The sequence below is a fragment of the Microbulbifer mangrovi genome (assembly GCF_002009015.1).
GTDB classification, from domain to species: domain Bacteria; phylum Pseudomonadota; class Gammaproteobacteria; order Pseudomonadales; family Cellvibrionaceae; genus Microbulbifer; species Microbulbifer mangrovi.
Genome location: NZ_LZDE01000319.1, coordinates 1 through 15,607, shown reverse-complemented (window position 1 = coordinate 15,607; position 15,607 = coordinate 1). Strand labels below are relative to the sequence as shown.

The 15,607-nt window shown below is 54.7% G+C and carries 11 protein-coding genes; 3 read left to right on the top strand and 8 right to left on the bottom strand.

The genetic code is table 11. The annotated features are described in order from the left end of the window. Window positions 1-33 precede the first annotated feature (33 nt). Complete coding sequence (locus B4U49_RS11535; protein WP_078084749.1) at window positions 34-960, bottom strand: LysR family transcriptional regulator; 927 nt, start codon at window positions 958-960, stop codon at window positions 34-36. Between the two features lie 132 nt (window positions 961-1,092). On the opposite strand from B4U49_RS11535, the gene B4U49_RS11530 reads away from it, so the two are divergent. Next, window positions 1,093-1,836, top strand: a complete 744-nt coding sequence (locus B4U49_RS11530; RefSeq protein ID WP_193432840.1) for a type 1 glutamine amidotransferase domain-containing protein — start codon at window positions 1,093-1,095, stop codon at window positions 1,834-1,836. 122 nt (window positions 1,837-1,958) lie between these two features. Here B4U49_RS11530 and B4U49_RS11525 read toward each other — a convergent pair whose 3' ends face one another. From B4U49_RS11525 to B4U49_RS11510, 3 genes are all read right to left on the bottom strand, one after another. Continuing rightward, window positions 1,959-2,474, bottom strand: a complete 516-nt coding sequence (locus tag B4U49_RS11525) for a DUF1993 domain-containing protein (RefSeq protein ID WP_078084748.1) — start codon at window positions 2,472-2,474, stop codon at window positions 1,959-1,961. Window positions 2,475-2,828: 354 nt separating this feature from the next. Then, window positions 2,829-3,659: a hypothetical protein gene (locus B4U49_RS11515; protein ID WP_078084746.1), complete on the bottom strand. Its 831-nt coding sequence runs from the start codon at window positions 3,657-3,659 to the stop codon at window positions 2,829-2,831. Continuing rightward, window positions 3,659-5,350 (bottom strand): zinc-ribbon domain-containing protein, encoded by a 1,692-nt coding sequence (locus tag B4U49_RS11510; RefSeq protein WP_078084745.1) that lies wholly within the window; start codon window positions 5,348-5,350, stop codon window positions 3,659-3,661. Before B4U49_RS11510 ends, B4U49_RS11515 begins: the two co-directional genes overlap by 1 nt. A 427-nt stretch (window positions 5,351-5,777) precedes the next feature. Here B4U49_RS11510 and B4U49_RS11505 point away from each other — a divergent pair, with 427 nt between their 5' ends. Continuing rightward, window positions 5,778-8,687: a M16 family metallopeptidase gene (locus B4U49_RS11505; RefSeq protein ID WP_078084744.1), complete on the top strand. Its 2,910-nt coding sequence runs from the start codon at window positions 5,778-5,780 to the stop codon at window positions 8,685-8,687. A 339-nt stretch (window positions 8,688-9,026) separates the two neighbouring features. Continuing rightward, entirely contained in the window at window positions 9,027-9,638 is a 612-nt protein-coding gene (locus tag B4U49_RS11500) for a hypothetical protein (protein ID WP_078084743.1), read from the top strand. 61 nt (window positions 9,639-9,699) lie between these two features. On the opposite strand, the gene B4U49_RS11495 is transcribed toward B4U49_RS11500, so the two are convergent. From B4U49_RS11495 to B4U49_RS11480, 4 genes are all read right to left on the bottom strand, one after another. Continuing rightward, window positions 9,700-10,200, bottom strand: a complete 501-nt coding sequence (locus tag B4U49_RS11495) for a hypothetical protein (RefSeq protein WP_078084742.1) — start codon at window positions 10,198-10,200, stop codon at window positions 9,700-9,702. Window positions 10,201-10,490: 290 nt separating this feature from the next. Next, window positions 10,491-13,496, bottom strand: coding sequence for an ImpA family metalloprotease (locus tag B4U49_RS11490; RefSeq protein WP_078084741.1), 3,006 nt, complete (start codon window positions 13,494-13,496; stop codon window positions 10,491-10,493). Between the two features lie 393 nt (window positions 13,497-13,889). Then, on the bottom strand, window positions 13,890-14,636 hold the full coding sequence (locus tag B4U49_RS11485) for a hypothetical protein (protein ID WP_078084740.1): 747 nt from the start codon (window positions 14,634-14,636) through the stop codon (window positions 13,890-13,892). Window positions 14,637-14,797: 161 nt separating this feature from the next. Continuing rightward, the coding region (locus B4U49_RS11480) for an aldehyde dehydrogenase family protein (RefSeq protein WP_143735634.1) at window positions 14,798-15,607 on the bottom strand (810 nt) is incomplete at its 5' end.

The window sequence follows — 15,607 nt, the reverse complement described above, 5'->3', positions numbered from 1 at the left end:
GGCCGGACGGAAAATAGGGCAGCCAGACTCAGGTTAGGATTTGACGCTTGGCCTTCCCGCCAATGCGGCCTTGATACGCTGGCGCAACCAGGCCCGCAACGGGTCGTCCTGGGTGCGCTGGTGCCAGATCTGCAGTATGTCTACATCCGGCAGCTTGACCGGGCAGGGGTAGCTCACCAGGTCGGGCAGGCTGCGGCAGGCCTGTTTTGCCACCGAGTTCAGGCAGGTGATCAGCAGGTCGCTGCCTTCGATGGTGGTGGCGGGAGACAGGAAGCTCGACAGCCCCGCGACAATGCGCCGCTGATGCCCGAGCTTGTGCAGTTTTTTATCCACAATACCGTCGAGGTCACCGGTGAGTGTAGTAACCAGATGCCCGCAGGTCAGAAATGCCTTGAGGTCCAACTTCTTGTGAATGTACTGGTTGCTGCGGCTCGCCAGCACACTGAAGCCTTCCTTGTGTACCTTTTGCTGATAGAAGGACGCGGGCAACTGTTCGAAAAAGCCCGCAATGGCGATGTCGCAGGCACCGGTTTCCAGCTCGGTACGCGGCAGGCGGCCGCGGGTGTTGTGGAACACCAGCTGCAGGTTCGGTGCCTGCTCGCTCACCACCGGCAGCAGCTTGGGCAGCAGCAGCTGCTCGATAAAGTCGGTGCCAAAGATATGCACGCGATCTTCCCGCAGCAGGAAGCTCTCTTCATCGCAGTAGTCGTAAAAGGATTCCAGCGAGCGCACCAGCGTCTGGATCTGCGGCGCCAACTGGTGTGCCCGCGGCGTTGGTGTCAGCCCACGCGGCGCGCGGGCAAACAGGGTGTCGTCAAACTCGCTGCGCAGCTTGGCCAGCTTGTGGCTGAGCGCCGGCTGGCTCAGGTTCATGCGCTCCGCGGCCACCGAGGCATTGCGCTCCTCGTACAGCACCTGGAACAGCTTGAGCAGGTTGAGGTCTTTATTCCCGATATTCATATTTTGAAAGGCTGTAATTCAATGAATCGAATTATCTTATATCAGGATTTCCCCTAGCATAGCCCCCAATCCGGTAATGGCCCGCCCGTGCGGGGCCCGTTGCCGGCGCAAACTGTCTATTGGAGACCTTACATGAAGAAACTGTTTTCGATCGTGGTGGCGCTGTTGCTGGCGTCGACCGCAAGCCTGGCGCTGGCAGCGCCGCGGGTGCTTATCGTCGCCACCAGCCACGAGCAGATGGGCAATACCGACGAGAAAACCGGCCTGTGGCTGTCGGAGCTGACCCACCCCTACCACGAGCTCAAGAAGGCGGGCTTTGACGTAGAGATCGCCAGCATCAAGGGCGGCGCCGTGCCTGTGGACGCGCGCAGCCTTGCGGATGATGACGCTATCAACTTTGAATTCCTCGCCAGCCCGCAAACCCGCAGCCTGCTGGACAACAGCCGCAAGCTGGCGGACGTAAACCCCAAGCGCTACCAGGCCATCCTGTTTGCCGGTGGCCACGGTACCGTGTGGGACTTCCCCAAGAGCCCTGCGGTCAATAGCGTTGCCTCCGCCATTTTTGAGAGCGGCGGTTATGTAGCGGCGGTGTGCCACGGCCCGGCGGCACTGCTGAACGTTACCGGCAAGGACGGCAAGCCGATCATTGCCGGCAAGAAAGTCGCGGGTTTCAGCAATGTGGAGGAAAAGGCGGTTGGCCTGGCAGAGGTAGTGCCGTACCTGCTGCAGGACGAACTCATCGCACTTGGCGCCAACTACCAGGAAGGCAAGGCGTGGGAAAGTTTTGTGGTACAGGACGGACGCATCATCACCGGCCAGAATCCGCAGTCTGCGGCGGAGCTGGGACGGGTACTGGCAAAGGCCCTGAACAAGTAAGCGCTACTGACTAAGCAATAGTTCGTAAACGCAAAGAGTCCGGTGACTGCCTGTGTTGAGAATTGCACAGTCGGTCACCGGGCTCTGTTATTTCTGCGGGCGCGTAATGTTGCAGAGGTTCGTTACGCCTCTTTCTGGATATGCGGGCGCAGGAACGTCATATAGTCCGCCTTGCCGATGGGCATGCCCATTTTGCGCAGCATCGCGTAGGTGGTGGTGATGTGGAAATACAGGTTGGGAATCAGGTAGTCGTTCACGTACTGGTGCCCCGGTATTTCACAAAAGGCACCGGGGCCGAGCCCGAGGCGCTTGATCTCGTCCAGTTTGCTGTCGTCCACATCGATCGCCCCTACCATTGTGCGGGTCTCACTGATCAACGCGCGCGCCTCGGCCAAGGTCGCCAGCTCCGGCTTGCGGTTATCCACCGGCTCGCCGGCACACCATTGTGAAAAGCCGCGGGGCTGGTTACACATAAACACAATCTGCGCGCCAAACGGCAACATGTCATCCGCCAGGCGTTCCTGCATCAGCGCGTCGGTATCGGCGACGTGTTTCTCGGCAACGTCCAGGAGATGGTCGAGAACGTCCAGCCGTGACGTAAAAATGCGTTTTATCTCGGTAATTTTCGCGTTTGCCATAATGCTCTCTCAGTGGGGGGCGTGCTTTGGGCGCGCAATACTTGGCAAAAACTTTAGCGTATCCAGTGCGGCGCGGTGAAGAAACCGTCAGGCAGGAATTAACGCCAGATACCGGTATCCCGTAAGGTTTGCGTCAACCTATTGGCAATATCAAACCTCGGCGCCTTTGCCGCATTGGTCAGCAGCACCAAGCCGTTCCGCTCTCGTGAATAGCTGATCAGCAGCGATTTGTATCCGCGCACGCTGCCCGGGTGACGCGCGATAAACCGGCCGTATTTCTCATACACCTGTCAAGCCAGCGCAACCTGGATATCACACCTTGCTCGGGAAAGTTAGCTTGACTGCTTTGTTTTATTATTGCGCTCGTTGTCTAATTATTAAGTTTCTAGCCTTAATGTGAGAGATTGGATTTTGAATTAGGCCATTCTCGGCGTCAAACTCAGAATAGAATAGTTTCCAAACGCGTTTAAAAATTTCGTTTTGGTTTTGCTCTCTATATGCAGGTGTTTTTGGCCATTCATGGAGCCACCGCTTAGAGATGTGTGTAAATAGCTCTAAATTTGATGAGCACACGAGGGAGGTGCATATTTCAGCCGACTCTTGGAGTCCGGAGTAAGCTACAGATATTTTCACGGGGTTTTTAGAGTTTGGAAGTTGTAATTTAATAGCATTTTTCCCTGCTAAAAGTCCTGCGCTGTGAACTATGGCGTGGCGAAGTTCGCACAATTTTCCGAATTCAAGCAATGGGTCAAGAATTTGATTTCCATTTGAAACGTCATACCCAACAATGTTCTTAAGGTCCTTTTTTACTGTATCTGGATCTGAAAAAGATGTGTTCTCAAAAGCCCCTTTTTCAAGCGCTCCGTAACCAAACCATGCTGTGGCTAAATTTAGCGATTTACTTGCACTTTTTTCCTTTGCTTTTGGGCAAATGGAAATAATTCCAGAGATGATTTCACGAAAATAGTTCTCGGTCGAGGATATTAACCCTACCAGCACCAGTGGTGTTACGGTTGGGTTTTCGAGGGCGTAGTCTGGGGTGACTGCGCTCAGGAGTGCATTCCTTTCTTCGTAAAACCGGTCAATAGGTGAAGGGTTTGTTGGGTTAACTTTAACGTATTTTGTGATGTCGCTAATTCTTGCAGTTGAGGCATTTGCACTTACGGTTTGTTTCCAATTCTGCATTAGGAAATATACTCCTCGGCTAGACCGTAAATTCTTGAGGCCCAGTAGGTTCCAACTTGCGGAACAGAGCGTAGTTCTGTGTGGCCAATGTCATGCAAGATGTCGCGAATATATTTTATGCTCGAATTGCACTTTATTGTTTGCACTCTAGATTCTGTCAGAGGGAGTACTTCAATATCTTTGCTTATAAGTGTCTCGTAAATCGAAGATGCTTTGAGTGGTGCTCCACAGTTTGAGCAAAAGCGGGCTTCTTCACTACTGCGTTCTGTGCCGCAATTTTGGCAGGGTGGCATGCTTAATTTTAATCCCCCTTCCTTCTCTGGGAGAATGTTTTCGCTCTGCGTTCGTGTAAATTCATGTGCATTTCTAGAGTCTAGCGCAGTGGCGATATCGTCAGTTTTGAACGACTTGGTTGTAATCAGGGCATTGTTTTCAATTAGTGCTGCTAAGTTTATTATGTAAAGCTCAAAAACTCCTTTTTCCCCACGGCTAATTTGTCCCTTGTGGCTGGCTAGTCCAGCGTATTGGTAGAAGCCAAGAATTTTTTTCAAGTCTGAGCTTAATTCCTTTTTTATAGCTATTGTTATGCTCTTACGTTCGACGCTTTTGTCTTTATTGTAGGTTTTAATTAGGTCAACTATTCTACTGAAAACCGCTCCACCCTCCTCAACATAGCTCTTATAGGTTGGGAGCTTTTGTTTTAGGGAAGAATAAATGTCGAACGCACTTTTGTTGCTAAGCTTTACTTGGCTTAATACATTTTTTCTTGTGAATTTTATTTTGTACGTTGAATTCCCTTCTACTGTTTCTTCTATATATACATTCCTAACCATGTTTAGTAGGGTTCTGGGAATCCCAAAAGACGCATAACACATGATTTTTAAAAGTGAGCTTTCATTTGAGATTTTATCGATTACATCTTTGGGCAGTCTTCTCGAAAGCATAGAAGTCATAAATGTAAAGTAGTGCTCATCTTCCGGATTAAGCCACGCGTTAACTTCTTCTGCGTCGTGGCCAATATTGAATGTCGGTGAAAAGTTAGTTACTCCTGGATAGATGGCGGCCTTAGGAGATAAGCTTCTGCTTTTTATTTTTCGAAAGAACTCAAAGAAGTCTCGTTGCTGGTCGGGGGAGAAAGCGTGCGCAGCATCATCTAGCAGTAATACAGCTCTTGACTTACCTGCTAACATCATTGCTTGGTTAATGTTTTCTTCTAGGTCATATGTGGATAAGTCGATGTGTTCTTTATCGATTTTATCTAATTCGCCTAGCTCAAGTTGGCTTATGACTTTCTTCGCATAATCTAGCGTTATTCTTAATGGAGTTTTTTCATTTATTTTTAAGTCATTAAGACTTTTATAGATTCCTTCGTAAATTTTTAAATACATCCACTGAGAAAACCAAAACCCTCCGTTTGCTTTACTTCTATATATGGGTTCAAGTCTAAGCGATGACTTGAAGTTAACATATATTGGGAAAGCGCCACTGGAGCTTTTTTTGCATAAGCTATTGTAAGCTTTGAGCATCAACGTTGTCTTTCCGCAGCCACGCGGGCCGGTCAAAAGCTTTGCTCCTGCTTGTGTCAGCTTCTTGAGTATAACTGCTTCGTTAGGATGGTCACTTGACCATTCAACGAAGTTTTCCGGGGAGATATATTCCGCCTGCTCAATAAATAAATTGTCGTTATCCATATTTGAAGATTTTAACTTTAAGTTAATTCGAATTAATTTTTTGGTTATTCGGCGTTTAGCGCTGAGGGGAGAATCTGCCGTTACAATAAGCTCTTAATTTTATGAATCATGTCAAAGAGGGTTATACCATGTAAAGTCAGAGTTGGAAGTGGGGGATGCTTTATATTATGGGGTTTGTGTGCGCTCACTAACATTCCGTGGGGCGATGTTTAGTCAGGAGCTTTTTCCTCGGCAAAAACTTTGTAGAGTGACGTCTTTTTTATGTGCGTTACTCCTATGACTGTTTCATATGACAAGTTTGACGCTTTGAGCTTGATAGTCCGTAAGGCATAGACTCCTTCATCTATTAACTCCTCTCATGCCCCTAGTCGCCCAACCCCACCACTCCTGCTATCTTCCTCTGCATAACAATGCAAAGGATCGCCCCATGCCCCGCAACCTTACCGCCTCCCTGGCGCTGCTGACCGCAATATCCATCCCGGCCCTCGGCCTGTTCGGCTGCGACCGCTCCAGTACCCAGTCCGAGCCGAAGCCGCAAACAGAGGTGGCGTCAGAGGCCCCTGCTCAGGGTGAAGCCAAACCCGACTTCTCCATTGAGTACGAGCAGTTCCAGCTGGATAACGGCCTCAACGTCCTGTTCCACATCGACCGCTCCGATCCGGTAGTGGCGGTATCGCTTACCGCCCACGTGGGTTCCGCGCGTGAGAAAGAGGGCCGCACCGGCTTTGCCCATCTGTTCGAGCACCTGCTGTTCCTGGAGTCTGAGAACCTGGGCAAGGGTGGGCTGGATGCGATGAGTGCGCGTATTGGCGGTTCCGGGGCCAATGGTTCTACTTCCCGCGATGTCACCAATTACTACCAGACGGTGCCCAAGGATGCGCTGGAGAAGATGCTGTGGGCGGAGGCGGACAAGCTGGGCTGGTTTATCAATACGGTGACCGATCCGGTGCTGGCGAAAGAGAAACAGGTGGTGAAGAACGAGAAGCGCCAGAGTGTGGATAACCGCCCCTACGGCCATTCCCAGTATGTGATCGATCGCAATCTCTACCCGGAGGGGCACCCCTACAGCTGGCAGGTGATCGGCTCGCTGGAGGACCTGGACAATGCCACCCTGGAGGATGTGAAAAGCTTCTTCCGCCGGTGGTATGTGCCCAATAACGTGACCTTGGTAGTGGCCGGAGATTTTGATCCGGCGCAGGCCAAGTCGCTGGTGAAGAAATATTTCGGGGAGATCCCGGCGGGGGAGACTATTGAGCGCGCGCCCAAGCAGCCGGTCATGTTGAAAGAAACCAAGCGGCTCTATTACGAAGACAACTTCGCCCGCCAGCCCCAGCTGAGCATGGCCTGGCCCACGGTGCCGCGCTACAGCGCAGACAGCTACCCGTTGGCGGTGCTGACGGAGTACCTGTCGGTTGGCAAGCGCGCGCCCCTGTACCGGGTGCTGGTGGAAGACGAGCAGCTGACCGCGCATGTGGCCATGGGCGCGTATGAATCGGAGCTGGCGGGGCAGGTGCAGCTCGAGGTACAGGCATTTACCGGTGGCAAGCTGGATGCGGTTTTTGCGGGTATCGAAAAGGGCTTTGCGCTGTTTGAAAAAGAGGGCATCGCCGAGGAAGACCTGGAGCGCATCAAGGCGGGCCAGGAAGTGTCGTTCTATAACAGCCTTTCCAGTGTGCTGGGCAAGGGCTTCCAGCTGGCCCAGTACCAGATCTACGCGGATGATCCGGGCTATGTGACCAAGGATATCGAGCGGCTGCTGGCGGTCACCGCGGAGGATGTGCAGCGGGTGTACGACAAGTACATCAAGGGCAAGCCGTACGTGGCCACCAGCTTTGTACCCCGCGGTGAAAAGGCGCTGGCGCTGTCCGGCTCCACGGCCGCGCACGTGGTCGAAGAGAAAATCGTGGACGGCGCGGAAGCGCAGTTCGATGCCTCCGCCAGCGCGGCGTACGAGAAGACTCCGTCACGCTTTGACCGCGCCAAGGAGCCTGCCTATGGCGACCCGGCGCAAACCGCGGTGCCGGATGTGTGGCAGGACAAGCTGGCAAACGGGATTAAGGTCTACGGTATCGAAAACAGCGAAGTGCCGGTTGTGACCTTCAGCCTGGTGATCGACGGCGGCATGCTGCAGGAGAGTATCGACAAGACCGGCGTGTCGAACCTCACCGCCATGCTGATGGAGCGCGGAACCAAAAACCGCACCCCGGAAGAGCTGGAAACCGCGATCCAGAAACTCGGTGCCAGCATCAGTGTGGCTGCCGCGCAGGATACGTTCCGCTTCAATGTGACCACCCTGGCGCGCAACTTCGACAAGGTATTCGCGCTGTTGCAGGAAATGCTGCTGGAACCGCGCTGGGATGAAAAAGAGCTGGTGCTGGCGAAGAAGAGTGTCACCAGCCAGATCAAGCGCGCCGCCGCCGAGCCCAATGCCATCGCCGGCAAAAACTTCGCACGCCTGCTGCACGGCAAGGACAGTGTGCGCGGCTACAGCGGCCTCGGCACCGAGCAATCCGTCGCCGCCATCACCATGGATGACCTCAAGGCGTATTACCAAGACTACCTGTCGCCGTCGCTAACGCGCGTGCATGTGGTGGGGGATATCCCGCAGGCGGACTTCCTGCAGGCGGCCAGGGGGCTGGCCAAACAATGGCCGGCAAAATCGGTCAGCGTGCCCGACCCGAAATCCGAGCCAGCAAAGCCGGGTATCTATTTTATCGATGTGCCGGATGCCAAGCAGTCGGTACTGCGCATCGGTCGTCCGGCCATGTCCGCCCTGTCGGACGACTACTACCCGGCGATATTTACCAACTATATCCTCGGCGGTGGCGGCTTTGCCTCGCGCCTGACCCAGCAGCTGCGCGAGGGCAAGGGCTACACCTACGGTATCCGCTCGCGGATCTCTGCGGACAGGACCGGCGGTGAGTTTTCCATCGGCACCGGCGTGCGCGCCAATGTCACCGCGGATTCGGTGCAGCTGATCAACGATATCCTCAAGGACTACGCGCCCACCTACACCGAGCAGGACCTGGAGACCTCGCGCTCCTACCTGGTGCGCAGCAACGCGCGCGCGTTCGAGACCGCCGGCGCCAAGCTCGGCCTGCTGGAAAACATGAGCACCTACGGCTGGCCCGCGGACTACGTGCGCGAGCGCGAAGCCATTGCCAAGGGCATGACTGTGGACAAAGTGCAGAAGATCGCTACCGAGTACATGCTCCCCGGTACCATGATCTGGCTGGTGGTGGGCGACCGCGCCACGCAGCTTGATCCGCTGCAGGAGCTGGGCCTGGGCGAGGTGATTGTGGTGGATGCGAGCGAGGTCGCCAGAATAGAAAATTAGATTGGCGACCTGGCGTAGAGAACTCGCGTAGCGAGCTAGCCCCCCTCATATGTGGCGTTTAACATGGCCCGGCAGCATGCCGGGCCATTGCCCCTCTGTTGTTTCTTATTCCCGTTGCGTAACGCAGCACACGATTCTGTTTTGTCTGGTTTCTATTGCCGCCATTTAATCGGCGGTTCTTGTACGCCTGTCTATTCTTCCTTTGCCCCGTGCAGACTGGCTCTGCGGGGGATTCCATCAATCTTTCCCCGGTCCGGCAGCGAATTCTGTGGCGCGAGAATATGGGGTTAACCAATGAGTAAGTTAAGGATGAAAACATTCACTGGAACACGGATCCGTATGCTGAGTAGTGTCGCGTTGGCTGCCAGCTTTCTTTTTGCTGGCACAACAAAGGCAGAGGTGTTTGATATTCAGGACGGCGAGTTCGCCGGCTCATTTATTACCTCCTTCTTTAAATTTCAGCCGACTGACAAAACGCTTTCCACCACGGCAACCGGCGAAGTCAAGAAACGTTTCGGAGAGTTTCAGAGCCATACCGTGACGGACTTTAATCTTGGTGGCGAGGGTTGTTCCGATTTTAATGAAGATCCTCTGACGGAGTTATTAGCTTTCTATGTCAAAAAATCCAATGTGGTTTTAACCTTCAAGAAAGGGCAGTTATTCCTGAAGGCTGTACCAGGCGATCAATTCACATCAGCGGGAATGGGTTGTTTTACTTTCAATATTGATCCGGAGATCGGGGATTTGGCAGAGATTCCCGGCAGCTTTCAGCTCACCGTTGAATACAAGGTGGTAGGCGGCACGGGGGAATATACGGGGGCGAAAGGGGAGCTTACAAGTACGTCGAGCGGTACCGTGCTTGAATACAACAGCTCTACCGGAGAGGGCGATAACTGGTTTGGCGGCGTTACCGGCACACTTGAAGGGTCTTTCTGTACTGACTGCCCCTAGTGCTCGCCCAGGGCGCATAACAAAAAATGATGGTTGTTTTGCGCCCTTGTATTACTAATCCTTAGCCAATTGGACACCCGGGATTCTCGCCTTTGCCCCAGGCCATGATCGGCTCCATTAACCAGGCGGAGCCCCAGGGGGAGATCCCGGTTATCGATACGCCGCTATCCTCTTGCGGCTCGACGTTGATCACCGCCACGATATTGCCGCCCTCGTGCTGGGGGCCGGTCAATCCCATGACTTCTCTGCGCAGCGTGAACTGGGTGAGGTTATCGCTGGCCGCGGTCACCGCGTAGTGCCACACCCCAGAGCCTGCCCCGATCACGATGCTCTGCGAGCGAATAGTGGAACCCTGAATCACGCCCTGGACACAGGCATCCATATTGGCCACCAGGTTGCCCACGGAGTCCTGATACGAGAGGGGCGTGGTTGCGGTGTAGACATTGCCGAACGTGGAATCGCTGATTTTTTTGGCAAATTCGCTCGGTGTGTTTGGGGGCAGTATGGCCGTACACCCCTGCAGTACAGCCATGCCGATAAAGACAGGCAGGGACTTTTTCATCGAATTCTCGCTTTTTTAGTGCTGTTATTTACTGTGCGATTGTCAGAAGCAACCTGTGGAAATCCTGGGCTGGGACCGAATCAGGAATGGGTAATCCACAGGTGAAGGCTGGAGTTATAGCATGCAAGATTGAAGGTTTGTAGAAAACGTCCAGTCAAATACACGGCTACCAGGTGTTTAAAACGGCTAATTGGAGACTGGATCCGTTGCCGGAAGGGCGTGCTGGGGGGGGCGGCGGGCTAGTGTAAGCCCGCGCTCCCCCCGATGTTAGCCGCATCATCGGCGACGGCTTAGTAGGCCTGCTTGTCGTGCCCAGCCAGCGCGTCGCAATAGGCGTTGCTGGTTGCCGGTACATAGAAGGCGCTCTCCACCGCCGGGTAGCCCACGCCGGCTACCTGCGCTCCGGCTTCCGCACTGTAACCCTGGCCGATCAGGTCAAAGTAGGGGCGGTAGTCCAGGCCGGTTACCTTGCTGGCGGCAATCAGCAGCCAGTCGTTGTTATTCATGTTATTGGCCTGTTCACGGGTGTAACCGGAGAAGCCCATTGCATCCCTGCCTGCGGTCCAGTCGGTATCGTTGCCTTTTGCGGCGTTGAATGCGCGCTCAAGAATATGCAGCCGCGGAATCAGGTTCCAGCCGTCATCGAGCGCCCCTTGTTCTTCGGCGTGCATCATCATTTCAATCACCAGCGCCACACCGTAGTTCCAGCCGCTATAACCGAGTGATGCCATATAGGCCCCGGGGTCGGCTTCGCTCTGGCTGGCCTGCAGGTCGGCATTGATGTCGCCAAACGGCAGATTCTGGCAGCTTGCGGCAATGCCGTCTTCGTCCTGCGCGCGGGATTTGGCGTAGTAAGAGTAGAAGTTGGTGGTGGCGTGCCCCTCAAAGCCGGTGAACTTGAAGCGTCCCCTTTCCACCGTGTGGCCAACTTCATGCAGGTCGCCGTGACCGAGGATGGAAAAGTCCCAGGTGGCATCATAGGGGTTGCCGGAGCAGCCGGCGCCGCAGGTGGATTGATCCATATTGCCGTGATGGACCCGATCCCAGACCGCCATCTCGAAGCCATTGCCGGTGGCGAAGTCGTGGATCTCCGGCACCACATCGATGTCTTCACCGGTAACGCCCGTCAACACCCGGAAGTAATTGTGGTGGTACTTGGTGATGTAGGTTTCCATCTCGCTCGGCGTGTCCCAGCGGCTGTCTTTCGACAGGGTTCTCGCTAGGCGTTCCGAGAGGGAGTGGATTTCAAAGTACTCGGTGGATATCTCGGCCCAGTCGTACTGGTCCGTTGCCAGGGCAGCGGCGAAGGCGGCATCGTCGTCACCGGTACGCCAGAACGGATGCTGGCCGACCTGTTCAAAGGCAAAGGTCATGTTGGTGCCTTTGTCGGAAAAGCCGATCTGTACTGGCCCGCCGTAGGGAGAGGTCAGTTCCAGTGTTTCGCCGGCCTTGATCGGCATCTGGTTGGATTGCAGGAATATGGGCCGGGTGTAGCCCCAGGTGGGGCCGTTGGCGCTGGGGTACATATGCCGGGTAGAGCCGCTGCGCTGGGTGTTGATAAACACGGTGGCATCGACGCCGCTGTTGTTGTCGGTCCGCGTCACTTTGAAGGTCTGCCCGGGCAGGGCATAGACGCCCGCCGCGCGGAAAGCGCGGCGGCTGGTGATGCTCACCGTTTTGTTCGCCGGGGTGATATGGCTGAAATCGGTACGGCTGAAGTTGCCCAGGTCGGCCGCGACCGGGTTGTACTGGCGCGTCGTATACACCAGGGCATCGGCATAGTAGCTCGTCAAAAAGTCCACCGTGGGGGTGGTGTCTTTCCACATGGGGAATGCCACTGCTGCCCGGTATTTGTCGGCGAGCAGGATCAGCAGCTTTTCGATACGGTATTGGCCATCGATGCTGAAAACATTCTGAGCCAATTGGTCGAAACGCCTGGGTATGCCTTTCAGGTTCGTTGTGATCTCGCGGAACTCGCTGGCGTAGGCCGGTACATTACTGCAGTTGCTGTCCTCATCCGCACACTGGGAAATCTGAAAGCCAAAGCTGTTGTTCTTGAAGCGTTCAACCAGGCTGGCCACCTTGGTCAGTGTGGAGTGACTCGCACGCATGGCTTCCGCGGAGGCCCAGTTGGCGGCATCAATAGAGAAGTAATTGCCCGCGCTACCGGGGCTTTGTGTCTGCACATCGAAGTAGCGCAGGATGGGGTTGGTCAGTGCGGTGGAGTTCCAGCTGTTGGTGTGGACGTACAGCAGGGATTGCTGGTTATCCACGGCCTGATCCAGCGCGGCGGTAACCGAATCCTCGGCCATCGATGTATCGGTTGCCCCGGTAATGATCAGGCTAGCACCGCGAACACAGCCGCTCAATTCTGCCTCTACCGCGCAGCGCGCAATAGTGACATTGGCGTTCTGTGCCTGTAACCAGCGCTCCGTGGCATTCATGTTGCCGGCGCTCATCTGCATCAGCGCGACGGTGACTTCGTCTCCGCCAGACAGGCTCACGCTTTGTGGCGCCAGCAGCCAGTCGAGGAGATTTGCCATCGGCTGTGCAAAGGCTGTGTGATCGCCGCTATCGAGCTTCACGATCACATTGTCACCCATCGCTACGGTGCGGTAGGCGGTATTATCGGTGGCGGTGACGAAGGTATAGCCCTGGTTGCCGGTCACGACTTCGAAGGTGCCGCTCAGGCTGTCCAGGGTGAAGGAGCGCGAATTCCTGCTGGGGTCGAAGTCGATGGGGCTGTCCGCGAAGATATCACCGTGCAACGCGGCAACTGCCTGCTGCCGCTGCGCAATGCGGTCGAGGATGCGCTGTTCCAGCTCGCTGGCGGCGGATGGCAGCAGGGTCGGATCACCGCTTATTACCGCTTCGTGGATACGATCTTTTATGGTTACGACGACCGTATCGCTATCGCTGGACTCGTCGTTACTTGCTGTCAGGCTGAACGAGTAGGTCTCGGTTTGCATCGACGACGGGTAGTACACCGTTGTTTCTGCCGCGTCGGCCGCGCTGAAAGAGACTTCGGGGCCGGAAAGTTGCTGCCACTCGAATACCAGGGGCGCGTCGCCGCTAACGTTGCTGGTCAGGTTGAGTGTTTCACCATTAAACAGGGTGATCTCCTCGGGCAGTTCGACAGCGACCGGCGTTTCGGTCGTGCCGCCATCCCCGTCACCCGGGGTTTGCGTAGTGTCATCTGGTGGCGTGTCGCCAGAGGAACTTCCACCGCCACCGCAGCCAACCAGTGCGACGACGATGAATGCCAGGAAGAATTTCGTCATTTGGTTTTTGAGCATTCTATTTTCCGGTCAAAAAATTCATATCGGGCTCGAAGCTTCTGGCGCGAAACAATGGCGAACGAGAACGACGAACCAGAATGGCGGGGTACTATAGCTTCACGACCAATTTGATCTCTTGATTTGAGGCAGATTGGGCTAAAAATCTGGTTTATTTGCGATGTGGATCATGTTCTGCGCGCGCGGAGAGCGAGGGGGCAAAGGCAATCTGCTGGGCCTCGGGCAAAAAAAGGGGGAGTTAGTGCAAGGAGTTATCGGTGGGTCGCTTCCGGCTTGAGCGGCTTGCGGATAATGGGCTTCCCCCTGTCAGGGGGAAGTGGTCATGGTGCACTTTCTATCTGTGTCCAGATACCGGTGGTACCGGGTTAACGAAAACGGGGCGATCCCTTTGGGTTAAAGAAAGTTTTCTTTCTGTTCTTCATAGTCCCACTTGCCACATCCCGGATCCACCATCACGGGCGTCTGTTTACCATTTGCTAATGTGGTGACCAGGGTGCCGCTGAATGAATAGCCTTTCCCTGTCTTTTCATAACTATCCCTGTTGCGTTCAATAAAACGGCCGCAGCGGAATGCAGAGTCGGGTGTGATCATCCAGGAGATCAAAAAGATATTGAATGGAGTGCCGAATACGGTCTCACCAGCGATGCGGGTATAGGATTGGTCTTCTGCATGTTCGAGTTTGTCGATCGATTTGATAATAACCCGCTTCCAATCAAAGTCGACCTGGTCGAAGTCGTATGGATAGCGGATGCCGTACTTTTCGAATAGGGCGCAGGCAGCAGAATCGCATACCTGATGCTCCGAATATATCGTTACGGGCTTGCTGCCGGGCTTGAGGTAATGGAAAACAACTTCGATCTTGCCATCCACGGGTTCGAACAGGGTGATCATTCCGTGCTGAGTCATCCACTCGGGCTGGGTACTACTTTCCTGTAGCCGGCCCATGCCGATACAGGTCTCCTCGCAGTCAAACTCCTTTGAGGTCATGCCTACATGCAGAGGGATGTCGGAATCGATCGTAACGACGAGCGGCTGCTCGAATGTGAGATCGACGGATTCGTGGATGACCGTGCGGGTCGTACTGGCAAGCGCGATTTGGGTGCTTAAAAGCAAAGCGACTAGCAATAGTGCGGACTTCATTGAATTCCCTTTCCTTATACATTGTTATGGCACGGTTTATAACATGTAGGGAAGGAGATCGCACCACGACCTCAATTACCTGAATCTATGATTCTTTACCGCCAAAAAAAGGGGGAGCAATGCTCCCCAAAATTCCTTCTCACAGGAGGGATTTTGCCGGGTTAGAAGAAACCCAGCGGATTGACGTCGTAGCTCACCAGCAGGTTCTTGGTCTGCTGGTAGTGTTCCAGGGCTTTTTTGTGTGTCTCGCGACCGATACCGGATTTCTTGTAACCTCCGAACGCGGCGTGGGCCGGATACTGGTGGTAGCAGTTGGTCCACACGCGGCCGGCTTCAATATTGCGGCCCATGCGGTAGGCGAGGTTCATGTCGCGGGTCCACACGCCGGCGCCGAGTCCGTACTCGGTGTCGTTGGCGATTGTCAGTGCTTCCGCCTCGTCCTTGAAGGTGGTTACGCCCACCACCGGACCGAAGATTTCTTCCTGAAAGATACGCATCTGGTTGTGGCCCTTGAGCAGGGTGGGCTGCACGTAATAACCCTTGCGGAATTCGCCTTCCATCTGTTCTGCGCCGCCGCCGAAAATCACTTCGGCACCTTCGCGCTGGCCGACTTCGATATAGGTCATGATGCGGTCGAACTGTTCCAGTGACGCCTGGGCGCCGACTTGGGTTTCCATATCCAGCGGGTTTCCGCGCTTGATCGATTTGGTGCGCTCTACCACCCGCTGCATAAATTCGTCATAGATGGATTCTTGGATCAGTGCGCGGGAGGGGCAGGTGCACACCTCGCCCTGGTTGAAGAAGGCCAGCACCAGACCTTCCACCGCCTTACTGATATAGGCCTCTTCCTGCTGCATCACATCCGCGAAATAGATATTCGGCGACTTGCCGCCCAGCTCCACGGTGGAGGGGATCAGATTATCGGCCGCGCATTTTAGGATATGCCCACCCACGGCGGTGGAGCCGGTAAA